Raw genomic sequence first — 21,928 nt, 5'->3', positions numbered from 1 at the left:
GATGTCCGGACGCGCCGGGCCATGCCCGGCGGCTCTGCCAACCACGCTGCACCTGATTCCGCCGGGCATGGCCCGGCGCTACCTATATTCGAACCATGCCCGCGATCCTGATCATCGACGACAACGCCAGCGTGGGTACCGCGCTGGATGTGCTGTTTTCCCTGCATGACATCGACACCCTGCAGGCGCAGAGCCCGGCCGACGGCCTGGCGATGCTGGAAGCACACGCCGTCGACCTGGTCATCCAGGACATGAACTTCACCGAGGACACCACCTCGGGCGAAGAAGGCGAGGCCCTGTTCGCGCAGATCCGCGCGCGCCATCCCGACCTGCCGGTCATCCTGCTCACCGCCTGGACGCACCTGAGCAGCGCGGTGGACCTGGTCAAGGCCGGTGCCGCCGATTACCTGGCCAAGCCGTGGGATGACCGCAAGCTGCTGACCACGGTCAACAACCTGCTGGAACTGTCCGAAGCGCGTCGCGAGCTGGACCAGCGCCGCGCCCGCGAGGAACGCCAGCGCAATGCGCTGGAAGAGAAATACGAGCTGTGCGGCGCCGTGTTCGCCGATCCCGCCAGCGAACGTGTCATCGCCCTGGCCTGCCAGGTCGCGCGTTCGGAACTGCCGGTGCTGATCACCGGCCCCAATGGCGCCGGCAAGGAAAAGATCGCGCAGATCATCCAGGCCAATTCGCTGGTGGCGAAGGGCCCGTTCGTGGCGGTCAACTGCGGTGCCCTGCCCTCCGAGCTGATCGAGGCCGAACTGTTCGGCGCCGAAGCCGGTGCCTACACCGGTGCCAACAAGGCGCGCGAGGGCAAGTTCGAAGCCGCCGACGGCGGCACGCTGTTCCTGGACGAGATCGGCAACCTGTCGCTGGGCGGGCAGATGAAGCTGCTGCGCGTACTGGAAACCGGCCGCTTCGAGCGCCTGGGCTCCAACCGCGAGCGCCAGGTGAAGGTCCGCGTGGTCAGCGCGACCAACGCCGACCTGCCGGCGATGATCCGCGACGGCAGCTTCCGCGAAGACCTCTATTACCGACTCAACACGGTGGAACTGGTGCTGCCGCCGCTGGCGGAACGCCCGGGCGACATCGTGCCGCTGGCCGAGCGCTTCCTCAGCGCCGGCAAGCCACTGTCGACCGCTGCTGCCACCGCACTGCAGCGGCACCCGTGGCCGGGCAACGTGCGCGAGCTGCGCAACGTGATCCAGCGCGCCGAACTGCTGGCCAGCGGCAACCGCATCGAGGTGGCCGACCTCAACCTGCCGCGTGCAGCGGCCGCGCCGCGCCCGACCCCGAGCGCCGGCAATGATCCCGACCGTGCACGCATCGAGGACGTGCTGGCCCGCAACCACGGCGTCATCGCCCAGGCCGCGGCCGAGCTCGGCCTGAGCCGCCAGGCGCTGTACCGGCGCATGGACCGCCACGGCATTCCGCGCGAATGAAACGGCGCTCCTTCACCTTCCTCCTGTTCCTTCGCCTGCTGCCGGTGCTGGCGCTGGCCGCCGCGCTGCCGTGGCTGCTGGCCTACTGGATGAACCACGGCTGGTGGGTGACGGGGATCTCCTCGGTCGTGCTGCTGTCGCTGATGTGGTGGTCGCTGCGACGCGCCACCGCACCGGTGCGCTCGCTGATGCGCGCACTGGCCGGCACCACCAGCAGCTATCGCGATGGTGAGTTCAACTTTGGCGTGTACTGGCCGGGCAACGACGAACTGGGCGACCTGGTGGACGCACACCGCGAACTGGGCGACGTGCTGCGCGAGCAGCGCCAGGGCCTGGTGCAGCGCGAACTGCTGCTGGACACCATGGTGCAGAACACGCCGGTGGCGATGCTGCTGATCGCGGCCGGTGGCGATGGCATTTCCCGCGTGGTGTTTTCCAACCTGGCCGCACGCAAGCTGCTGCACGGCGGCTGGAAGCTGGAAGGCCAGCGCATGGAAGAGGTGCTCGAACAGCTGCCAGTGGAACTGCGCGATGCCATCGCACGCGGCGGTGACAGCCTGTTCGCGGTGCGCGCGGAGGTCGAGGAGGGCGTCGAGCCCGATGAGGACGACGAGCAGGTCTACCATCTGTCGCGGCGCGCGTTCCATCTGAACGGCCGCCCGCACGATCTGCTGCTGGTGCGCCAGCTGACCGCCGAACTGCGCCGCCAGGAAGTGCAGACCTGGAAGAAGGTGATCCGGGTGATCAGCCACGAACTGAACAATTCGCTGGCACCGATCGCCTCGCTGGCCCATTCCGGCGGCGAGCTGGTCAAGCGCGAGCGCTTCGATCGCCTGCCGGAGATCTTCAGCACCATCGAAGACCGCGCACGCCACCTGGAAGGCTTCATCCGCGGTTATGCGCGCTTCGCCAAGCTGCCGCAGCCGCAGCTGCAGACCGTGCACTGGGCGCCGTTCCTGTCCAGCCTGCGCCAGCAGATTCCCTTCGGCATGGACCGCGAGCCGGACGAGACGCTGAGCAGCCGCATCGACATCGCCCAGTTCGGCCAGGCGCTGTTGAACCTGCTGAAGAACGCGCACGAGGCCTGTGCCGAAGCGGAGCCGCCCAACGACGACGTGCAGGTGCAGCTGACGCGGCTGCCGCAATGGCTGCGCCTGGACGTGCTGGACCGCGGCAAGGGCATGAACGAGCAGGTGCTGCAGAACGCGCTGATGCCGTTCTACTCAACCAAGCGCAACGGCACCGGCCTGGGCCTGGCACTGACCCGCGAGATCGTCGAGGCGCACGGCGGCAGGGTTTCGCTGCAGAACCGCGGCGATAGCGGCTTGTGCGTGTCGATCCTGCTGCCGGTGAGTTGACCGGTCGGCCGCATCCACGCATGGCGTGGATCTACTGCAACGCCGCCAACACCCGGTAGATCCACGCCATGCGTGGATGCGGTTCCGGGTAGCGCCGGGCCATGCCCGGCGGCCTCTCCTCAACCCTTCTTCACCGGCCGCTTCCAACCGTCGATCGTTTCCTGCCGCGCACGGGCCAGGGTCAGCTTGCCGTCCGGCGCATCGCGGGTGATGACCGAGCCCGCCGCGATGGTCGCGCCTTCGCCGATCGTCACCGGCGCCACCAGCGCGCTGTTGGAACCGATGAAGGCCTTGTCGCCAATGGTCGTGGTCGACTTGTTCACGCCGTCGTAGTTGCAGGTGATGGTGCCGGCACCGATGTTGACCTTGCTGCCGATCACCGCATCGCCCAGGTAGGTCAGGTGGTTGGCCTTGCTGCCTACGCCCAGGGTGACCTTCTTGGTTTCCACGAAGTTGCCCACGTGCACACCGTCGGCCAGCACGGTGCCCGGGCGCAGGCGCGCGAACGGGCCGATCTGCGCGGCACCTTCGGACACCACGCCTTCCAGGTCACAGTGCGCGCGCACTTCGGTACCCGGCCCCAGGCGCACATCCTTCAAGCGGGTGAACGGCCCCACGGTCACGCCGTCGGCCAGCTCAACCCTGCCTTCCAGGATCACATCAACATCGATCAGCACGTCGCTGCCGACCGTGACCTCGCCGCGGATATCCAGTCGCGCCGGATCCAGCACGCGCGCGCCCTGCGTGCACAGGACACGCACCGCGCGCCGCTGCCAGGCACGCTCCAGCTGCGACAACTGCCAGGGATCATTCGCGCCTTCGGCTTCCTGCGCGTCGGTCACCAGGGCCATCTCGGCCGGGGTGTACTCGTGCGCGGCGAAGGCAAACACATCAGTCAGGTAGTACTCGCCCTGCGCGTTGCTGTTGGAGAGCTGCGACAGCCAGCGGCGCAGCGCGGTCGATTCGGCGGCAATGATGCCGGTATTGATGGTGCGCACCCGCAGCTGGTCGTCGTTGGCGTCCTTCTGCTCGACGATCGAGCCGACCCGGCCTTCGGCATCGCGCAGCACGCGGCCGTAGCCGGTCGGGTCGTCGACCTCGGCCACCAGCACCGCAAGGCGACCCGGCTGCGCCAGCAGGTGGCGCAGGGTATCCGCGCGGATCAGCGGCACGTCGCCGTACAGCACCAGCACCTGCGCCGCATCCGGCACCTCCGGCATCGCCTGCGCCACCGCATGGCCGGTGCCCAGCTGCTGCGCCTGTTCGGCCCACAACAGGTCGGCCTGGTCGGCGAAGCGCTGCCGCACGGCTTCACCGCCATGGCCGTACACCACATGGATCGCAGCCGGCTGCAGTTCGCGTGCCGCGGCGATCACGTGAGCCAGCATCGGCTGGCCGGCAATCGGCTGCAGCACCTTCGGCAACACGGATTTCATGCGCTTGCCAGCGCCGGCGGCGAGGATGATGACGTGCAGGGCTTGGGTCATGGGCAGCGGTCCGTGGTTCGTTGCCGGTGATTCTAGAGCGTCCGCCGTTAACATGGCGGCCTGTCCGCCTTGATTGCCGCCATGAGCCTGCTCCGCCAGGGAAGCGCCTACATCGTCATCGGCCTGCTGCAGCTGTTGCTGGACTGGCTGGTGTTTGTCGCCCTCACTGCGGCGGGCGCGCCGGTGGCCCCGGCCAATGTCGCCGGGCGCGTGGCCGGCATGCTGCTGGGATTCTGGTTGAACGGCCGGGTCACCTTTGCCGATGCGCAGGGCCGGCAGCGACTTGGCTGGCGCCGCTTCGCCCGCTTCCTGCCGGTGTGGCTGCTGCTGACCGTCGCCAGCACGCTGCTGGTATCCGCCGCCCACGATGCGCTGGGCCTGCAATACGCCTGGCTGGCCAAGCCCCTGGTGGAAGCGGCGCTGGCCGCGGTGTCGTTCCTGCTGATGCGCTACGTGGTCTACCGCTGACGGCCGATTCTACCCGTCGGGGCCGCGGGAAAACCTACCCGGTAGAGCCGACCGTTGGTCGACTGCTCTTTCGGGGGCCGCTTGAAACCCGCGCTGCGCGCGATCGTCGACCAACGGTCGACTCTACCAACGCCGCCGGCACAAACAAAAACGCCGGCACGAGGCCGGCGTTTCTGCGGGTGTGGCGCGAACCTCAGTGCTTGAGGGTCTTGCGCAGGCGCTCCAGCGCCTGCAGCTGCACCACGGCCTCAGCCAGCTTCTGCTGGGCTTCGGCCACTTCCATGGCTTCACCGCGGTTGGCCAGGATGCGCTCGGCTTCTTCCTTGGCCTTGCGGACCGAGGCTTCGTCGATGTCCTGCGCGCGGATCGCGGTGTCGGCCAGCACGGTCACCACCTGCGGCTGCACTTCCAGGATGCCGCCGGAAATGGCGAAATCCAGCTGCTCGCCGTTCGGCGTGGTCACCACGACCTTGCCCGGCTTCAGACGGGTGATCAGCGGTGCGTGCTTGGGCGCGATGCCCAGTTCGCCGAGCTCACCCGTAGCCACGACCAGAGTCGCTTCACCACGGAAGATTTCCTGCTCGGCGCTGACGATGTCGCAACGGATGGTGCTCATGATCAGGCCTTCTCAGCCATCTTCTTGGCCTTCTCGACCGCTTCTTCGATGCTGCCGACCATGTAGAACGCCTGCTCCGGCAGGTGGTCGTACTCGCCATCGACGATGGCCTTGAAGCCACGGATGGTGTCCTTCAGCGACACGTACTTGCCCGGCGAGCCGGTGAACACTTCGGCCACGTGGAACGGCTGGCTGAAGAAGCGCTCGATCTTGCGGGCGCGCGACACGGCCTGCTTGTCTTCTTCGGACAGTTCGTCCATGCCCAGGATGGCGATGATGTCCTTCAGTTCCTTGTACTTCTGCAGGGTCTGCTGGACGCGCTGGGCGGTGTCGTAGTGCTCGTGGCCGATGACCAGCGGGTCCATCTGGCGGCTGGTGGAGTCCAGCGGATCGACGGCCGGGTAGATACCCAGCGAGGCGATCGAACGCGACAGGGTGACGGTCGAGTCCAGGTGGGCGAAGGTGGTCGCCGGCGACGGATCGGTCAGGTCATCCGCGGGAACGTAGACGGCCTGGATCGAGGTGATCGAACCGTTCTTGGTCGAGGTGATGCGTTCCTGCAGGACGCCCATTTCCTCGGCCAGGGTCGGCTGGTAACCCACGGCGGACGGCATACGGCCCAGCAGTGCCGAGACTTCGGTACCGGCCAGGGTGTAGCGGTAGATGTTGTCGACGAACAGCAGGACGTCCTTGCCCTTGCCGTTTTCGTCCTTCTCATCGCGGAAGTACTCGGCCATGGTCAGGCCGGTCAGGGCGACGCGCAGACGGTTGCCCGGCGGCTCGTTCATCTGGCCGTACACCATCGCCACCTTGTCGAGGACGTTGGAGTCCTTCATTTCGTGGTAGAAGTCGTTGCCCTCACGGGTACGCTCACCCACGCCAGCGAACACGGACAGACCGCTGTGCGCCTTGGCGATGTTGTTGATCAGTTCCATCATGTTGACGGTCTTGCCGACGCCGGCGCCGCCGAACAGGCCGACCTTGCCGCCCTTGGCGAACGGGCACATCAGGTCGATGACCTTGATGCCGGTTTCCAGCAGCTCGGTAGCCGGGGACTGGTCTTCGTACGACGGGGCCGCACGGTGGATTTCCCAGCTGTCGCTGGCGGCCACCGGGCCGGCTTCGTCGATCGGACGGCCCAGCACGTCCATGATGCGGCCCAGGGTGCCAGCGCCGACCGGCACGGAGATGCCGCGGCCGGTGTTGACGGCCACCAGGTTGCGCTTGAGGCCGTCGGTGGAACCGAGGGCGATGGTACGCACCACGCCGTCGCCCAGCTGCTGCTGGACTTCGAGGGTGATTTCGGTGTTTTCGACCTTCAGTGCGTCATACACCTTCGGCACCGACTCACGCGGGAATTCGACGTCGACGACCGCGCCGATGATCTGAACGATCTTGCCCTGACTCATTGCTGCATCCTCTAAATGTGTGCTTTGAACGAACGCGGTCAGACTGCTGCCGCGCCGCCGACGATTTCGGAGATTTCCTGGGTGATCGCTGCCTGGCGTGCCTTGTTGTAGACGAGCTGCAGGGTGCCGATCAGCTTGTTGGCGTTGTCGCTCGCCGCCTTCATCGCGACCATGCGTGCAGCATGTTCGGAGGCGACGTTTTCCAGCAGTGCCTGGTACACCAGCGACTCGATGTAACGCGTCATCACGTGCTCGAGCACGGTCGCGGCATCGGGTTCGTACAGGTAGTCCCAGTCGTGGTGAGCGACCTGCTGTTCAGCCGGCGGCAGCGGCAGCAGCTGATCGAAGCTGGCCTTCTGCGTCATGGTGTTCACGAAGCGGTTGTAGACCAGGTACACGCGGTCGACCTTGCCTTCGGTGAAGGCGTCGAGCATGACCTTGATCACACCGATCAGCGATTCCAGCTTCGGCACGTCGCCGATGTGGGTCACGCTGCCGACCATGTTGACCTTCACGCGGCGGAAGAAGGTCGATGCCTTCTGGCCGATGGTCACCAGGTCCACTTCAGCACCCTTGTCCTGCCATGCCTTGGCTTCGCCCAGCATCTTGCGGAACAGGTTGTTGTTGAGGCCGCCAGCCAGGCCGCGATCGGAGGAGATCACGATGAACCCGACCCGCTTGACCTGCTCGCGCTCGACCAGGAACGGATGCTGGTAATCGGTGCTGGCCTGGGCCAGGTGGCCGATCACCTGCTTCATCGCCTGCGCGTACGGACGCGAGGTCTTCATTCGATCCTGCGCCTTGCGGATCTTGGAGGCCGAGACCATTTCCAGGGCGCGCGTCACCTTGCGGGTGTTCTGCACGCTCTTGATCTTGGTTTTGATTTCGCGTCCGCTTGCCATCTCTTGTTTCCCGTGGCGCGGGGCTGTTGCCCCGCGTTGTTCAACCGTTTGTCATCTGGTCCAGCGGAGCATGGCTCCGCTCTACAGGACCGCGATTACCAGCTGCCGGTGGTCTTGAACTCGGCGATGCCCTTCTTGAAGGCACCTTCGATGTCGTTGTCCCAACCGCCGGTGGCGTTGACCTTGCCGACCAGCTCGCCCTGGGTGTTGGCGAAGTGGGCGTGCAGGCCTTCTTCGAAGGCCAGCAGCTTGTTGACCGGCACGTCGTCGAGGTAACCCTCGTTGACGGCGTAGATCGACAGCGCCTGGTTGGCGATCGACATCGGTGCGTACTGCTTCTGCTTCATCAGCTCGGTGACGCGCTGGCCACGCTCCAGCTGCTTGCGGGTCGCTTCGTCCAGATCCGAGGCGAACTGCGCGAACGCCGCCAGCTCACGGTACTGGGCCAGCGAGATGCGGATGCCGCCCGACAGCTTCTTGATGATCTTGGTCTGGGCCGAGCCACCGACGCGCGACACCGAGATACCGGCGTTCACGGCCGGGCGGATGCCGGCGTTGAACAGGTCGGTTTCCAGGAAGATCTGGCCGTCGGTGATCGAGATCACGTTGGTCGGAACGAAGGCGGACACGTCGCCAGCCTGGGTTTCGATGATCGGCAGCGCGGTCAGCGAACCGGTCTTGCCGGTGACCTTGCCTTCGGTGAACTTCTCGACGTATTCCTCGGACACGCGGGCAGCGCGCTCGAGCAGACGGGAGTGCAGGTAGAAGACGTCACCCGGGTAGGCTTCACGGCCCGGCGGGCGCTTCAGCAGCAGCGAGATCTGGCGGTAGGCCACGGCCTGCTTGGACAGATCGTCGTACACGATCAGCGCGTCTTCGCCGCGGTCCATGAAGTACTCACCCATGGTGCAGCCCGAGTAGGCGCTGATGTACTGCATGGCAGCCGATTCGGAAGCGGTCGCGGCAACCACGACGGTGTGGGCCAGGGCGCCGTTCTCTTCCAGCTTGCGCACGATGTTGGCGATGGTCGAAGCCTTCTGGCCGATCGCAACGTACACGCACTTGATGCCGGTGCCCTTCTGGTTGATCACCGCATCGATGGCCATCGCGGTCTTGCCGGTCTGGCGGTCGCCGATGATCAGCTCGCGCTGGCCACGGCCGATCGGGATCATCGAGTCGACCGACTTGTAACCGGTCTGCACCGGCTGGTCGACCGACTTGCGCCAGATCACGCCCGGAGCAACGCGCTCCACCGGAGCGGTCAGGTCGGTGCCCAGCGGGCCCTTGCCGTCGATCGGCTCGCCGAGCGCGTTCACGACGCGGCCCAGCAGTTCCGGACCCACCGGCACTTCCAGGATGCGGCCGGTGGTCTTGGCGACGTCGCCTTCGCGCAGGTGCTCGTAGTCACCCAGGACCACGGCGCCGACCGAGTCGCGCTCCAGGTTCAGGGCCAGGGCGAAGGTGTTGTTCGGCAGTTCGATCATTTCGCCCTGCATCACGTCGGCCAGACCGAAGATGCGCACGATGCCGTCGGACACGCTGGTCACGGTGCCTTCGTTGCGCGATTCCGCGGCCAGCTTGACCTTCTCGATGCGGTTCTTGATCAGTTCGCTGATTTCGGAGGGGTTGAGCGTGGTTGCCATCGTCAAGTCCTAGTGCCGGCAGCGGGGCCGGACGTTAAATGAATTCAGTTAGCGAGCGCGGTCTGCAGACGGGCCAGCTTGCCCTTCAGCGAACCATCGATGACCACGTCGCCGGCGTCGATGACGGCACCGCCGATCAGCGAGGCATCGACCGCGGTGGTCACGTCAACCTCGCGGTTGAAGCGCTTGCGCAGCGCGACCTTGATCGCGTCCAGCTCACCGGCCGACAGTTCGGCCGCCGAGGTCACCGTGGCCTTGACCACGTGCTCGGCTTCGGCGCGCAGGGCGTCGAACATGCCAGCGATTTCCGGCAGCAGCGGCAGACGATGCGATTCGGCCAGCACGGCGAGGAAACGCGAGTAGGTCTCACCGTGGGTTTCCGGTGCCAGCAGTGCGACGGCTTCGTCGCGACCCAGCTCCGGGTTGGCGAGCAGGGCCGCCACGCGCGGGTCGGCGGCGACGTGGGCGGAGAACGCCAGGGCGTCCGACCACGGCGCGAACGTGCCTTCGTCACGCGCGGTCGCGAAGGCGGCGCGGGCGTACGGGCGGGCAAGCGTGAGGGCCTGGCTCATCCTTAGATCTCCGAGGCCAGCTCGTCGAGCAGCGCCTTGTGGGCGTTGGCGTCGATTTCGCGCTTGAGCAGCTTTTCGGCACCGGTCACGGCCAGCGCGGACACCTGCTTGCGCAGATCTTCACGGGCACGGTTGGCGGCGGCGTCGATCTCAGCCTGGGCCAGTTCCTTCTGACGGGTGGCTTCGGTGATCGCTTCGTTACGGGCAGCATCAACGATCTGGTTGGCGCGCGCGTGGGCCTGGTCGATGATCTCGTTGGCCTTGGTGCGTGCTTCTTTCAGCGCTTCGTTGACCTTCTCCTGCGCCTGGGCCAGATCTTTCTGGCTGCGGTCGGCAGCAGCGAGGCCTTCAGCGATCTTCTGCTGGCGCTCTTCGATCGCGTTCATCAGCGGCGGCCAGATCTTGGTCGCGATGATCCAGATCAGACCAGCGAAGGCGAGCGCCTGCGCAAGAAGGGTGAAATTGATATTCATGGTTAGCTCGATCGCTGGTTTCGGGGTGGACGCGCCGCCGAAGCGGCGCATCCGGCCTTCATCCGAAACCGGGTGCATCAGCACCCGGTCGTCTCAAACCGCTGTATCAGCCGGCCAGAGCCTTGGTGACGGCGCCAGCGAAGGCAGCCGACAGCGGGTTGGCGAAGGCCAGCAGCAGGCCGACGGCGACCGAGATGATGAACGCGGCGTCGATCAGGCCGGCGGTGATGAACATGCGGACCTGCAGGACCGGGATCAGTTCCGGCTGGCGGGCGGCCGACTCCAGGAACTTACCAGCCATGATGGCCAGACCCAGGCCAGCGCCCAGCGCGGCCAGGCCGATCATGATGCCGACGGCAAGGGCGGTGGAGCTCTGAATCTGCGCGAAGTTGGTCAGGACGGCGAAGTACATGGTTATCTCCAGGAACTAAGTTGCTAAGGGTGATGAAACGGATGAAGGTGAAACTGGTTGAAGCTTGGAACTTTAGTGAGCGTCTTCTGACAGGCTCAGGTACACGATCGACAGCATCATGAAGATGAAGGCCTGCAGCGGGATCACCAGCAGGTGGAACAGCATCCAGCCCAGACCGAATGCACCACCGGCAATGGCACCGAAGAAACCGGCACCACCCAGCACCCAGATCAGCAGGAACACGATTTCGCCGCCGAACATGTTGCCGAACAGTCGCATCGCCAGCGAGATCGGCTTGCTCAGCCACTCGACGATGTTGAGGATCAGGTTGAACGGCATCATCCACTTGCCGAACGGCGCCGTCAGGAATTCCTTGATGAAGCCCAGCAGGCCCTTCGACTTCAGCGCGAAGAAGAGCATCAGGAAGAACACGCTGAAGGCCATGCCCAGGGTGGCGTTGACGTCAGCGGTCGGCACCGGCTTCCAGTAGTGGACACCGGCCATTTCCAGCGGCTTGGCGATGAAATCGGCCGGGATCATCTTCAGCAGATTCATCAGCAGAATCCAGAAGAAGATGGTGATGGCGATCGGCGTGACCAGCTTGCTCTTGCCGTGGTAGGTGTCCTTGGCCTGGCGGTCAACGAACTCCAGGCAGATTTCCACGAAGGCCTGCCACTTGCCCGGCACGCCGGCGGTGGCCTTGCGGGTACCCATCCAGAACGCGACCACGATCACCAGGCCCATCAGGACGGCGGTGAGGAAGGTATCGACGTGGATGTGCCAGAACATCCCTTCGCCGTTGCCGACCGGTGCGGTCAGGTTCTGCAGGTGATGCTGGATGTAGCTGGTAGGGGTTAGAGCCTCGCCCGCCATGTGTCCGGAACCTTAGTTAATTGAATTCTGTCAACGCCTGGCCAGAGCCAGGACCTGGAACATCAGACCGACGGCGATACCGGCCAACAGCGCCAATGCAGGCAGCTTGAAGACCAGAAAACCCGCCAGCAGGACGCCGAAAACGACTGCCCACTTCGCAACGACCGCAATGATCAGGCGCGCCATCGCCGAACCTGCTGCAACTGCGCCCCCGCTCAGTGCCATCCGTGCCGCCACCCAGCCCCCGGCCGAGACCGCCACGCCGGACAGCAGCGCACCCAGTGCGGCCTTCTGCCCCGCCAACAGCAGGAATGCCAGGGCCAGGACAGCCACTGCGACCAGCGGATAGACCGCGGCGCGCAGCATCAGTCGCCGACCCGCTTCAACGGAGTTCAGCACAGGATGTCCCACATGGTTCTTGTGAAGGGCGGAGGCCGTTACAACGTGCGTGCCTCATCGAGCCGCCAAATTATAGCAATGGGACAATTTGTGAGACAACCGCTGCCTGTTCATCCAGGGAGCCGCAAGTTGCCGAATCGGCAGGATTTTTACGGCCCACAGGGGGGACAATAGCGTCCGCGCCATGTTGCGTTGCAGCGTATTCAACTTTGGTCGCAGGCCGCGGAACTTTCCCGCGCGCCGCCTGTCCTACCTTTCGACCTGCCTGCAGCAACCTCGTCGACGCTTCGCCCCGCAGGTCCCCGGATGGCCCCGTAGTCCTCTCCGGGGCCATCTTCTTTGCAACGTCATGACAGCGCTGAACCGTCCACACCGCGTGGACCATACGTTCACGTAGGGTGGACCTGCACGTCCGGCACAGTGGCCTTCATTCCGAATTAACCACTGCAAGGACTCTGCGATGCGCCCCGTACCCACCCTGCTCGCTCTCTCGCTGCTCGCCGCCGGCGCCTCGTTCGCCAATGCCGCCCACGCTGCCGAAGGCGATCCGCGCTTCACGCTGCGCGTGGGTGCCATGAACATCGAGAACGACAACACCATCCGCGGCAACACCACCGTTGCCGGCCAGGACGTCAACGTCAGCGAAGATTTCAAGATGGGCGGCAAGGAGTGGGAGCCGCGCATTGACGGCGTGTTCCGCTTCAGCGACCGCCAGCGCCTGATCTTCGACTACTTCAAGTGGGACAAGGACCGCCGGGAGACCCTGGATGACGGCATCGCCTTCGGCCAGATCAACGTGCCGGAAGGCAGCTTCGTCAAGGCCGAACTGAAGTACCAGGTGGCCAGCCTGGTGTACGACTACTCCGTCGTGGACACCGAGAAGTTCGACCTGGGCCTGCAGCTGGGTGCCGAGTGGGCCAAGGTGAGCGCCAAGGGCTTTGCCGACCTGGGCAACGTCTACAACGGTCGCTTCCTGGATGAGAGCGAGAGCGGCGTGGCCCCGGTGGTTGGCGCGCGCCTGAGCTTCACCCCGGCCGACCGCTGGCTGATCAACATCCAAGGCCAGTACCTGAACACCAAGTGGGGCAGCTTCGACGACTACGACGGCGACCTGAGCCGCGCCAACGCCATCGTCGAATACCGCTTCACCGAGACCTTCGGCGTGTTCGCCGGCTATGACTGGTTCAAGCTGGACGTGGACCAGAAGGGCAGCGACGGCGTCCTCGGCCTGAAGCAGGAATTCAAGGGCCCGGTGGCCGGCATCAGCATGACCTTCTGATCGAACGTTACCCGATCTCTCCAGCGCGGCGCCCGGGCAACCGGCGCCGCGTTTTTTCATGCGCCCGCACCGTTCGGCCAACAAAAAACCCGGCTTTCGCCGGGTTCTTCGTCTGCAACGCGCAGGCGCGTTATTTCTTCTTCGGCATGTACAGATCGGTGATCGTGCCGTCGTAGATTTCCGAGGCCATCGCCACCGATTCGCTCAGCGTCGGGTGGGCATGGATGGTGTGGCCGATGTCTTCGGCTTCGGCACCCATTTCGATGGCCAGGCCGATCTCGGCCAGCAGGTCACCGGCGTGCACGCCGACGATGGCACCACCGATGATGCGGTGGGTCTCTTCGTCGAAGATCAGCTTGGTGAAGCCTTCGGTACGGCCGATGCCGATCGCGCGGCCGCTGGCGGCCCACGGGAACTTGGCCACGCCCACCTTCAGACCCTTGGCCTTGGCTTCAGTCTCGGTCACACCCACCCAGGCGATTTCCGGGTTGGTGTAGGCCACCGACGGAATCACGCGGGCGACCCATTCCTTCTTGTGGCCGGCAGCCACTTCGGCGGCCAGCTTGCCTTCGTGCGTGGCCTTGTGGGCCAGCATCGGGTTGCCGACGATGTCGCCGATGGCGAAGATGTGCGGCACGTTGGTGCGCATCTGGCGATCGACCGGAATGAAGCCGCGGTCGGTGACCTGCACGCCGGCCTTTTCAGCATCGATCTTCTTGCCGTTCGGCGAGCGGCCCACGGCCACCAGCACGCGGTCGAAGGTGCCCTGCGCCAGTGCCGGCGTCTGGCCTTCCTCGGCAGCGTCGAAGGTCACGGTGATGCCCTTGGCATCGGCGGTGACGCCCGAGGCCTTGGTCTTCAGGTGGACTTCGATGCCCTGCTTCTTCAGGCGGTCGGCCAGCGGCTTGACCAGGTCCTTGTCAGCGCCCGGCATCAGCTGGTCCATGAACTCGACCACGGTGACCTTGCTGCCCAGCGCGCCATACACGGTGGCCATTTCCAGGCCGATGATGCCGCCGCCGACGACCAGCAGCGAGCCCGGCACTTCGGCCAGCTCCAGCGCGTCGGTGGAATCCATCACGCGCTTGTCGTCCCACGGGAAGTTCGGCAGCTTCACCGCCTGCGAACCGGCGGCGATGATGCACTTCTGGAAGCGCAGCAGCTGGGTGCTGCCGTCAGCGGCGGTGATTTCCAGTTCGTTGGCCGAAACAAACCTGCCGACGCCCTGCACGCTGCGGACCTTGCGCTGCTTGGCCATGCCGGCCAGGCCCTTGGTCAGCTGGTTGACGACCTTTTCCTTGTACTGGCGCAGCTTGTCCAGGGTGATGGTCGGCTTGCCGAATTCGACGCCGAAATCACCGGCATGGGCCACTTCATCGATGACCGCTGCGGCGTGCAGCAGGGCCTTGGACGGAATGCAGCCCACGTTGAGGCAGACGCCGCCGAGGCTGGCGTAACGCTCGACCAGCACGGTGTCCAGGCCGACGTCGGCGGCGCGGAAGGCGGCGGTGTAGCCGCCCGGGCCCGAGCCCAGCACGACCATCTCGCATTCGATGTCGGCCGGCTTGCCGCTGGACAGCGCCGGCTTCGGTGCCGCCGGCTCGGCCGGGGCGCGATGCGACGGGGTCACCGGCGGCTTGCTGGCCGGGGCGGCGGCCGCCGGTGCCGGCGCAGCGGCCTTGGCCGGGGCTTCGGCGGCACCTTCAGCATCCAGCACCACGACCACGGCGCCTTCGGAGAGGGTGTCACCCAGCTTGACCTTGATTTCCTTGACCACGCCGGCGGCCGAGGACGGCACTTCCAGGGTGGCCTTGTCCGATTCCAGGGTCACCAGACCCTGATCCTTCTTCACCGTATCGCCGACGGCGACCAACACTTCGATCACCGGCACATCGCTGTAATCGCCGATGTCGGGAACCTTGACTTCAATCGTGGCCATGGTGGTTTTCCTCGTGCCCGGCCGGCGTGGCCGGCGGGCTGTCACTGCATCTGTTCACGCGGCCGCGCCAGGGGCAGCGGCCGCACGGTGGGGGCGAAGCGGTGCCTTACAGCAGCACGCGGCGCATGTCGGCCAGTACCTGCGACAGGTACGTGGTGAAGCGTGCGGCCAGGGCGCCATCGATGACGCGGTGGTCGTAGCTCAGCGACAGCGGCAGCATCAGCTTCGGCGCGAATTCCTTGCCGTTCCAGACCGGCTGGATGGCCGACTTGGAGACGCCGAGGATGGCCACTTCCGGTGCATTGACGATCGGGGTGAACGCGGTGCCACCGATGCCGCCCAGCGAGCTGATCGAGAAGCAGCCGCCGCTCATGTCGGCCGGGCCGAGCTTGCCGTCGCGGGCCTTCTTGGCCAGTTCGGAGGTTTCCTGCGCGATCTGCACCACGCCCTTCTTGTCCACGTCGCGGATGACCGGCACGACCAGGCCGTTCGGCGTATCGGCGGCGAAGCCGATGTGGAAGTACTTCTTCAGGGTCAGGTTTTCACCGCTGGCATCGAGCGAGGCGTTGAATTCCGGGAACTTCTTCAGCGCCGCGGCGCTGGCCTTGATCAGGAAGGCGAGCATGGTCAGCTTGATGCCGGCCTTCTCGTTTTCCTTGTTCAGCGCCACGCGCAGGCCTTCCAGGTCGGTGATGTCGGCCTGTTCGAACTGGGTGACGTGCGGGATCATCGCCCAGTTGCGGGCCAGGTTCGCACCGGAAATCTTCTTGATGCGCGACAGCGGCTGCACTTCGGTCTCGCCGAACTTGCTGAAGTCGACCTTCGGCCACGGCAGCAGGTTCAGGCCACCACCGGCAGCGACAGCAGCGCCGCCGGCAGCCGGCACGCCACCGCTGAGCGCGGCCTTGACGAACTTCTGCACGTCACCCTTGGTGATGCGGCCGCCCTTCTCGGTGCCGCTGATCTGCAGCAGGTCCACGCCCAGTTCGCGGGCGAACACGCGCACGGCCGGGGTGGCGTAGGGCACCTTGGCCGGCAGCACGCCATCGGCATTGAACTGCACCGGCGGGCTGGTCGGGGTACCGGCCGAGGCGATCTCGCGCGCGGCCAGCTTGTCCGGCTGGGCCGGAACGGCGACCGGCTCGACCTTGGTGGAGGTCTCGGCAGCGGCCGGGGCAGCGGCAGCGGCGGCCTTGGTCGGGGCCGGCGCGGCAGCGCCTTCGGCCTCGATGATGGCAACCACGGCACCCTGCGACAGGTTGTCGCCGACCTTGACCTTCAGTTCCTTGACCACGCCGGCGACCGAGGACGGCACTTCCATGGTGGCCTTGTCGCTTTCCAGCGTGACCAGGCCCTGGTCCTTCTTGACCGTATCGCCGACGGCGACCAGCACTTCGATGACCGGGATGTCGGTGTAATCACCGATGTCCGGCACCAGGGCTTCAACGGCACCGCCGCTGGCGGCCGGCGCGGCCGGGGCAGCCGCTGCCGGGGCCGGGGCGCTCTGGGTGGCGGCGGCCGGGGCAGCGGCCTTGGCCGGGGCCGGGGCGGCAGCGGCCGGCTTGGCAGCCTCGCCTTCAGCCACTTCGATCAGGGCCACGACCTTGCCCTCGGAGAGGTTGTCGCCGACCTTGACCTTGATTTCCTTGACCACACCGGCGACCGAGGACGGCACTTCCATCGTGGCCTTGTCGCTTTCCAGCGTCACCAGGCCCTGGTCCTTCTTGACCGTGTCGCCGACGGCGACAAGCACCTCGATTACCGGGATATCGCTGTAGTCACCGATATCGGGGACAAGTGCTTCCTTGATTTCGGCCATGGGGATAACTCCGGCAATCTGGTGTAGGGAAACGTCTATTGTGCGGCCAGAGGGGGCCAGCGCCAACCGTTACAGCTGTTTTCAGTACGCACGCCGCCGGGACACGCTGTTGCCAAAGGCCTGCGGGCACTTCCAGTGGGTAGCGTATTGTCCCGACGATGTCCGCTTCATGTCGCCAGCGCGTCAGCCAGCGGCTGCCAGGCCTGGCGCAGGCGCGGCAGGGACCACGCGGCATTGGCCGGGCTGGTGGAGGGCAGCGCGAGCAGCGCCGGCGTTGCCGCCAGATCCGGCACAACCCAGCGCTGCAGTGCCTGCCAGGCCGCGCCGCCATTGCAGGCGACCAGGCGCAGCCGCGGCAGGCCCGCGATCAGTTCAGGCAGCGCATTGGGGACTTCAGAACCGCGCACGATGTCGGCATCCAAGCTGCCCCGCCGCTCGCACTGGCCGATCACATCCCACAGGCCGACACCGGCATCGGCCATCGCGCGCAGCCGCGCCTGGTAGGCAAGCGCCGGATCGAACCCGCACAGATCACCGAGCAACGGCCAGAAACGGTTGCGCGGATGTGCGTAGTACTGCTGCTCCTGCAGCGAGGCGACACCGGGCATCGAGCCCAGCACCAGCACGCGGCAATCGCGCTCCACGCGCGCAGGCAGGCCGATGCACAACGCATCGCTGCTCACATTCTCTCCAACTGCATGAACAATCGCATATGCATGAAACCCCTGTAAAACAGCGGTTTCGCTCTGCCCGCTGAACAATGGAAACCAAATTTTAACGCGCGTCGGATGCGATTCATGTTGAGGCGACTACGGTGACTCCACCCCGCAACCGGGGGCCCAAAACAAGAAACAACAGGAGATTTCCCCCATGCGCTCCATCCGTATTCTGAGCCTCGCCCTGCTGACCTCCGCCGCCTTCGCTCCTGCTGCCTTCGCGCAGGACAGCAGCTCCGCAGACACCGCCTCGGGCAAGCATTTTGCCGTGGTTGGCGGCGTGTCGCTGCTGCAGCCGAAGAACGATCCGATCGACGGCATCAAGAAGGTCGATGGCGGCCCGGCGCCGACCGTCAGCTTCAGCTACTACGTCAACGACAACTGGGCCGTTGAGCTGTGGGGCGCTGCCGACAAGTTCGACCACCGCGTCAAGGGTCCGGGCAATGCCCGCCTGGGCAGCGTCGAGCAGCAGCCGGTCGCGCTGAGCGGCCAGTACCACTTCGGCCAGGCTGACAACGTGTTCCGTCCGTTCGTGGGCGTCGGCTACTTCCAGTCGGCCTTCAGCAACGAGAACTTCGCCGGTGGCGATGACATCCGCCTGAAGGACGCCAAGGGTGCCATCGGCACCGTGGGTGTGGACATGAACATCAACTCCACCTGGTTTGCCCGCGCCGATGCCCGCTACATGCACTCGCGCCCGGACCTGAAGGTCGCCGGCCAGAAGGTGGGCGAAGCCAAGCTTGACCCGTGGACCGTGGGGTTCGGCATCGGTGCGCGCTTCTAAGCGGCTCCCTGCTCCACTGTGTTGAAACAACGGGCCCTGCGGGGCCCGTTGTTGTTTTGTAGAGTCGAGCTTGCTCGACTGCTTTTCAGGGCAGTCGGGCAAGCTCGACTCTACCGACGGATGGGGGACGCCATGCACGAAATCGACCTGCTGGTGATCGGTGGCGGCATCAATGGCGCCGGCATCGCCCGCGATGCCAGCGGCCGCGGCCTGCGCGTGCTGCTGTGCGAGCAGCATGACCTTGCCGCGCACACCTCGAGCGCCAGCAGCAAACTGATCCACGGCGGCCTGCGCTACCTGGAACAGCGCGAATTCGGCATGGTGCGCAAGGCGCTGGGCGAGCGCGAAACCGTACGCCGGCAGGCGCCCCACCTGGTCCACCCGCTGCGCTTCGTGCTGCCGTGGGAACCGCACCTGCGGCCACGCTGGATGCTGCGCGTGGGCCTGTGGCTGTACGACCACCTCGGCCAGCGCAGCCCGGCCTTCCCCGCCTCGCGTTCGCTGCAGCTGCACGCCGATGCACTGGGGTCGTGGTTGTCGCCGCATCTGCAACAGGCCTTCAGCTATGCCGACGCGCAGGTGGACGACGCGCGGCTGGTGGTGCTCAACGCGCTGGATGCCGCCCAGCGCGGCGCGTGCATCCTCACCGGCACCCGCTGCACGGGCCTGCAGCAGACGCCCACGCTCTGGCGTGCAACGCTGGAAGACAGCGACGGCCAGACCCACAGCGTACAGGCCCGCACTGTTGCCAATGCGGCCGGCCCCTGGGCTGGTGGCCTGCTGCAGCGCATGCAGCCCGGCGATGGTTCGCCCGCGCTGCGCCTGGTGCAGGGCAGCCACATCGTCCTGCGCCGGCCCTGGCCAGACCACAGCGCCTGCCTGCTGCAGCAGCCGGATGGGCGCGTGGTGTTCCTGCTGCCGTTCGTCCACGACCATCTGCTGGTGGGCACCACCGATACCGACTACCGCGGCGACCCGGCGCGCTGCAGCGTGCTGCCCTCGGAAGTGGACTATCTGTGCGCGGCGGCCAACCGCTACCTGCGCGAGCCGATCCATGCGACCGACGTGGTCTGGCAGTTCGCCGGCGTGCGCCCGCTGCTGGCCGACGCCGACCCGCAGGCGGCGAAGCTGAGCCGTGATTACCGGCTGCAGATGCAGGGCGGCGGCGCGCCGGCCGTGCACGTGCTGGGCGGCAAGCTGACCACCTACCGGGTGCTGGCCGAGGAAGCGCTGGACCTGCTGAGCACGCACCTGCCCGGCATGGGCCCGGCGTGGACGGCACACGGCGATGCCCTGCCCGGCAGTGACTGGGGCGATGCAGAGGCGGCACTAGCACGGCTGCAGGCGCATGCGCCCTGGCTGCCGGCCGACCTCGCGCGACGCTGGGCCGGCGCCTACGGCAGCCGCAGCGCGCAACTGCTGGAAGGGGCGGCCGCGCGGGCCGATCTGGGCGAAGACTTCGGCGGCGGCCTGCATGCGCGTGAAGTCGCATGGCTGCAGCAGCACGAATGGGCACGCACCGCCGAGGACGTGCTGTGGCGACGCAGCAAGCTCGGCCTGCGCCTGGACGCAGCGCAGGTGGCACACCTGCAGGCATGGATGCAGGGTCGGATCCCTTTCCCACGGAAAGGGCTCTGACCCCGGTACTCCCACGTGCGCCAACCAAGGTTGGCAGCTACCAGAGCGGCGGCGCGCGGCGCGACCGATGCATTAGGATTTCCCCATCGCCACCGGAGACGCCCCATGACGCCCCGCTACGTGCTGGCCATCGACCAGGGCACCACCAGTTCGCGCGCAATCCTGTTCGACCGCGCCGGCAACATCGTCGGCAGCGCGCAGCGCGAGTTCAGCCAGCTGTTCCCGCAGCCGGGCTGGGTGGAACACGATCCGCGCGAGATCCTCACCAGCGTCTACGCGACGATGACCGAGCTGCTCAGCCGCGAGCAGATCGACCCACGGCACATCGCCGCGCTGGGCATCACCAACCAGCGCGAGACCACCCTGGTCTGGGACCGCGCCACCGGCCAGCCGATCCACAACGCCATCGTCTGGCAGTCGCGGCAGAGCCACGCGATCTGCGAGCGCCTGCGCTCCGACGGCCACGAAGCATTGATCCGCGAGCGCACCGGCCTGCTGATCGATGCGTATTTCTCGGCCACCAAGGTGCGCTGGATCCTCGACCACGTGGAGGGGGCGCAGCAGCGCGCCGAGCGCGGCGAACTGCTGTTCGGCACCATCGACAGCTGGCTGGTCTGGAACCTCAGCGGTGGCCAGGCGCACGTCACCGACTACAGCAACGCCGCGCGCACCCTGCTGTTCAACATCCACACCCTGCAATGGGACGAGGACCTGCTGGCACTGCTGGACATCCCGCGCGCGATGCTGCCCAGCGTGCGCGATTCCAGTGCGGTTTACGCGCATACGCGGCCGCAGTTCTTCTTCGACCACCCGATCCCGATCGCCGGCATCGCCGGCGACCAGCAGGCGGCGCTGTTCGGCCAGGCCTGTTTCCAGCCGGGCATGGTCAAGAACACCTATGGCACCGGCTGCTTCATGCTGATGCACACCGGCGCCCAGGCGGTGCGTTCGCGCAACGGCCTGCTGACCACCATCGCCTGGGGCATCGGCGGCAAGGTGGAATACGCGCTGGAAGGCTCGATCTTCATCGCCGGCTCGGTGGTGCAGTGGCTGCGCGACGAGCTGCGCCTGATCGACCGTGCCAGCGACAGCCAGGCGCTGGCGGCGAAGGTCGACGACAGCGGCGGCGCCTACCTGGTGCCGGCCTTCGTCGGCCTGGGCGCCCCCTACTGGCGCAGCGATGTGCGCGGGGCGATGTTCGGCCTGACCCGTGGCACCAGCAAGGCGCACTTCGTGCGTGCGGCGCTGGAGGCGATGGCCTACCAGACCCGTGACGTGCTCGATGCGATGCAGTCCGATGCGGGCATCGCCCTGAGCGAACTGCGCGCCGACGGCGGTGCGATCGGCAACGACTTCCTGGCCGGGTTCCAGGCTGACATCCTGGGTGTGCCGCTGCTGCGGCCACGGCTGACCGAAACCACCGCGCTGGGTGCGGCCTACCTGGCCGGGCTGGCGGTGGGGTTCTGGGAAAGCCGCGAACAGATTGCCGCGCAATGGGGCCTGGACCGCCGCTTCGAGCCGCAGATGGACGCGGCGCGGCGCGAAAAGCTGTATGCCGGGTGGCAGCAGGCCGTGGCCGCCACCCTCGCCTTCCACGTTGATTGAAGGCGGTAGCGGGGGGGGGGGCGGCGCCCCGCCCCCCCCCCCCCCCCCCCCGCCCCGCCCCCCCCCCCCCCCCCCCCCCCCCCCCCCCGCTACC

The 21,928-nt window shown here is 66.4% G+C and carries 19 protein-coding genes and 1 pseudogene; 7 read left to right on the top strand and 13 right to left on the bottom strand.

The features are described from left to right. The first annotated feature begins 95 nt into the window (after positions 1-95). On the top strand, positions 96-1,442 hold the full coding sequence (locus IAE56_RS14585; RefSeq protein WP_200753006.1) for a sigma-54 dependent transcriptional regulator: 1,347 nt from the start codon (positions 96-98) through the stop codon (positions 1,440-1,442). After that, positions 1,367-2,800: pseudogene (locus tag IAE56_RS14580) on the top strand (HAMP domain-containing sensor histidine kinase); the annotation flags it as partial. The gene IAE56_RS14585 and the pseudogene IAE56_RS14580, both read left to right, overlap by 76 nt. Positions 2,801-2,919: 119 nt before the next feature. Here IAE56_RS14580 and glmU read toward each other — a convergent pair. After that, positions 2,920-4,287 carry a bifunctional UDP-N-acetylglucosamine diphosphorylase/glucosamine-1-phosphate N-acetyltransferase GlmU gene (gene glmU, locus IAE56_RS14575; protein ID WP_200753004.1) on the bottom strand — a complete coding sequence of 456 codons (1,368 nt, stop codon included), beginning with the start codon at positions 4,285-4,287 and terminating at the stop codon, positions 2,920-2,922. 81 nt (positions 4,288-4,368) lie between these two features. Here glmU and IAE56_RS14570 point away from each other — a divergent pair, with 81 nt between their 5' ends. Beyond that, positions 4,369-4,755 carry a GtrA family protein gene (locus IAE56_RS14570; RefSeq protein ID WP_200753003.1) on the top strand — a complete coding sequence of 129 codons (387 nt, stop codon included), beginning with the start codon at positions 4,369-4,371 and terminating at the stop codon, positions 4,753-4,755. A 193-nt stretch (positions 4,756-4,948) separates the two neighbouring features. Here the strand turns inward: IAE56_RS14570 and IAE56_RS14565 are convergent, their stop codons facing one another. The 9 genes from IAE56_RS14565 to IAE56_RS14525 all read right to left on the bottom strand — a co-directional run bounded on the left by IAE56_RS14565 (position 4,949) and on the right by IAE56_RS14525 (position 12,021). Beyond that, positions 4,949-5,371, bottom strand: a complete 423-nt coding sequence (locus IAE56_RS14565) for a F0F1 ATP synthase subunit epsilon (protein WP_005411127.1) — start codon at positions 5,369-5,371, stop codon at positions 4,949-4,951. Between the two features lie 2 nt (positions 5,372-5,373). Continuing rightward, positions 5,374-6,780 (bottom strand): F0F1 ATP synthase subunit beta, encoded by a 1,407-nt coding sequence (gene atpD, locus IAE56_RS14560; protein ID WP_200753002.1) that lies wholly within the window; start codon positions 6,778-6,780, stop codon positions 5,374-5,376. Positions 6,781-6,818: 38 nt separating this feature from the next. Continuing rightward, positions 6,819-7,682 carry a F0F1 ATP synthase subunit gamma gene (gene atpG / locus IAE56_RS14555; RefSeq protein WP_200753001.1) on the bottom strand — a complete coding sequence of 288 codons (864 nt, stop codon included), beginning with the start codon at positions 7,680-7,682 and terminating at the stop codon, positions 6,819-6,821. Between the two features lie 95 nt (positions 7,683-7,777). Continuing rightward, positions 7,778-9,325 carry a F0F1 ATP synthase subunit alpha gene (gene atpA / locus IAE56_RS14550; RefSeq protein WP_108747433.1) on the bottom strand — a complete coding sequence of 516 codons (1,548 nt, stop codon included), beginning with the start codon at positions 9,323-9,325 and terminating at the stop codon, positions 7,778-7,780. Positions 9,326-9,369: 44 nt separating this feature from the next. After that, complete coding sequence (locus IAE56_RS14545; RefSeq protein WP_079223560.1) at positions 9,370-9,897, bottom strand: F0F1 ATP synthase subunit delta; 528 nt, start codon at positions 9,895-9,897, stop codon at positions 9,370-9,372. Between the two features lie 2 nt (positions 9,898-9,899). Further along, a complete protein-coding gene (locus IAE56_RS14540) occupies positions 9,900-10,370 on the bottom strand; it encodes a F0F1 ATP synthase subunit B (protein ID WP_005419512.1) in 471 nt (156 codons plus the stop codon). 106 nt (positions 10,371-10,476) lie between these two features. Continuing rightward, positions 10,477-10,782, bottom strand: a complete 306-nt coding sequence (gene atpE, locus IAE56_RS14535) for a F0F1 ATP synthase subunit C (RefSeq protein ID WP_005411133.1) — start codon at positions 10,780-10,782, stop codon at positions 10,477-10,479. Between the two features lie 72 nt (positions 10,783-10,854). Continuing rightward, on the bottom strand, positions 10,855-11,655 hold the full coding sequence (gene atpB, locus IAE56_RS14530) for a F0F1 ATP synthase subunit A (RefSeq protein WP_079223562.1): 801 nt from the start codon (positions 11,653-11,655) through the stop codon (positions 10,855-10,857). 30 nt (positions 11,656-11,685) lie between these two features. Continuing rightward, on the bottom strand, positions 11,686-12,021 hold the full coding sequence (locus tag IAE56_RS14525) for a hypothetical protein (RefSeq protein ID WP_079223564.1): 336 nt from the start codon (positions 12,019-12,021) through the stop codon (positions 11,686-11,688). Positions 12,022-12,514: 493 nt separating this feature from the next. On the opposite strand from IAE56_RS14525, the gene IAE56_RS14520 reads away from it, so the two are divergent. Continuing rightward, positions 12,515-13,333: a hypothetical protein gene (locus IAE56_RS14520; RefSeq protein WP_200753000.1), complete on the top strand. Its 819-nt coding sequence runs from the start codon at positions 12,515-12,517 to the stop codon at positions 13,331-13,333. A gap of 130 nt (positions 13,334-13,463) precedes the next feature. On the opposite strand, the gene lpdA is transcribed toward IAE56_RS14520, so the two are convergent. The 3 genes from lpdA to IAE56_RS14505 form a co-directional block, all read right to left on the bottom strand. After that, complete coding sequence (gene lpdA, locus IAE56_RS14515) at positions 13,464-15,272, bottom strand: dihydrolipoyl dehydrogenase (protein WP_200752999.1); 1,809 nt, start codon at positions 15,270-15,272, stop codon at positions 13,464-13,466. A 106-nt stretch (positions 15,273-15,378) separates the two neighbouring features. After that, positions 15,379-17,091 (bottom strand): dihydrolipoyllysine-residue acetyltransferase, encoded by a 1,713-nt coding sequence (aceF, locus tag IAE56_RS14510; protein ID WP_200752998.1) that lies wholly within the window; start codon positions 17,089-17,091, stop codon positions 15,379-15,381. A gap of 167 nt (positions 17,092-17,258) precedes the next feature. Continuing rightward, the gene (locus tag IAE56_RS14505; RefSeq protein ID WP_200752997.1) at positions 17,259-17,774 is read right to left on the bottom strand and encodes a DNA-deoxyinosine glycosylase; all 516 of its coding nucleotides are present in this window, start codon (positions 17,772-17,774) and stop codon (positions 17,259-17,261) included. 187 nt (positions 17,775-17,961) lie between these two features. Between IAE56_RS14505 and IAE56_RS14500 the strand changes: the two genes are divergently transcribed. The 3 genes from IAE56_RS14500 (at position 17,962) to glpK (ending at position 21,834) form a co-directional block, all read left to right on the top strand. Beyond that, on the top strand, positions 17,962-18,591 hold the full coding sequence (locus tag IAE56_RS14500; protein WP_108770094.1) for an OmpW family outer membrane protein: 630 nt from the start codon (positions 17,962-17,964) through the stop codon (positions 18,589-18,591). 132 nt (positions 18,592-18,723) lie between these two features. After that, positions 18,724-20,229, top strand: a complete 1,506-nt coding sequence (gene glpD / locus IAE56_RS14495; RefSeq protein WP_200752996.1) for a glycerol-3-phosphate dehydrogenase — start codon at positions 18,724-18,726, stop codon at positions 20,227-20,229. Positions 20,230-20,334: 105 nt separating this feature from the next. After that, positions 20,335-21,834 (top strand): glycerol kinase GlpK, encoded by a 1,500-nt coding sequence (gene glpK, locus IAE56_RS14490; protein ID WP_200752995.1) that lies wholly within the window; start codon positions 20,335-20,337, stop codon positions 21,832-21,834. The last annotated feature ends 94 nt before the right edge of the window (positions 21,835-21,928 follow it).

Source organism: Stenotrophomonas sp. S41 (assembly GCF_016624625.1).
Taxonomy (GTDB): domain Bacteria; phylum Pseudomonadota; class Gammaproteobacteria; order Xanthomonadales; family Xanthomonadaceae; genus Stenotrophomonas.
The sequence above is the reverse complement of the archived record's forward strand: the minus strand, read 5'-3'. Positions and strand labels throughout refer to the sequence as shown.

Excerpts from the sequence above, each read along its gene's own strand:
- IAE56_RS14585 (WP_200753006.1), top strand. The coding sequence starts at position 96 with ATGCCCGCGATCCTGATCATCGACGACAACGCCAGCGTGGGTACCGCG.
- glmU (WP_200753004.1), bottom strand. The coding sequence starts at position 4,287 with ATGACCCAAGCCCTGCACGTCATCATCCTCGCCGCCGGCGCTGGCAAG.
- IAE56_RS14570 (WP_200753003.1), top strand. The coding sequence starts at position 4,369 with ATGAGCCTGCTCCGCCAGGGAAGCGCCTACATCGTCATCGGCCTGCTG.
- IAE56_RS14565 (WP_005411127.1), bottom strand. The coding sequence starts at position 5,371 with ATGAGCACCATCCGTTGCGACATCGTCAGCGCCGAGCAGGAAATCTTC.
- atpD (WP_200753002.1), bottom strand. The coding sequence starts at position 6,780 with ATGAGTCAGGGCAAGATCGTTCAGATCATCGGCGCGGTCGTCGACGTC.
- atpG (WP_200753001.1), bottom strand. The coding sequence starts at position 7,682 with ATGGCAAGCGGACGCGAAATCAAAACCAAGATCAAGAGCGTGCAGAAC.
- atpA (WP_108747433.1), bottom strand. The coding sequence starts at position 9,325 with ATGGCAACCACGCTCAACCCCTCCGAAATCAGCGAACTGATCAAGAAC.
- IAE56_RS14545 (WP_079223560.1), bottom strand. The coding sequence starts at position 9,897 with ATGAGCCAGGCCCTCACGCTTGCCCGCCCGTACGCCCGCGCCGCCTTC.
- IAE56_RS14540 (WP_005419512.1), bottom strand. The coding sequence starts at position 10,370 with ATGAATATCAATTTCACCCTTCTTGCGCAGGCGCTCGCCTTCGCTGGT.
- atpE (WP_005411133.1), bottom strand. The coding sequence starts at position 10,782 with ATGTACTTCGCCGTCCTGACCAACTTCGCGCAGATTCAGAGCTCCACC.
- atpB (WP_079223562.1), bottom strand. The coding sequence starts at position 11,655 with ATGGCGGGCGAGGCTCTAACCCCTACCAGCTACATCCAGCATCACCTG.
- IAE56_RS14525 (WP_079223564.1), bottom strand. The coding sequence starts at position 12,021 with ATGCTGCGCGCCGCGGTCTATCCGCTGGTCGCAGTGGCTGTCCTGGCC.
- IAE56_RS14520 (WP_200753000.1), top strand. The coding sequence starts at position 12,515 with ATGCGCCCCGTACCCACCCTGCTCGCTCTCTCGCTGCTCGCCGCCGGC.
- lpdA (WP_200752999.1), bottom strand. The coding sequence starts at position 15,272 with ATGGCCACGATTGAAGTCAAGGTTCCCGACATCGGCGATTACAGCGAT.
- aceF (WP_200752998.1), bottom strand. The coding sequence starts at position 17,091 with ATGGCCGAAATCAAGGAAGCACTTGTCCCCGATATCGGTGACTACAGC.
- IAE56_RS14500 (WP_108770094.1), top strand. The coding sequence starts at position 17,962 with ATGCGCTCCATCCGTATTCTGAGCCTCGCCCTGCTGACCTCCGCCGCC.
- glpD (WP_200752996.1), top strand. The coding sequence starts at position 18,724 with ATGCACGAAATCGACCTGCTGGTGATCGGTGGCGGCATCAATGGCGCC.
- glpK (WP_200752995.1), top strand. The coding sequence starts at position 20,335 with ATGACGCCCCGCTACGTGCTGGCCATCGACCAGGGCACCACCAGTTCG.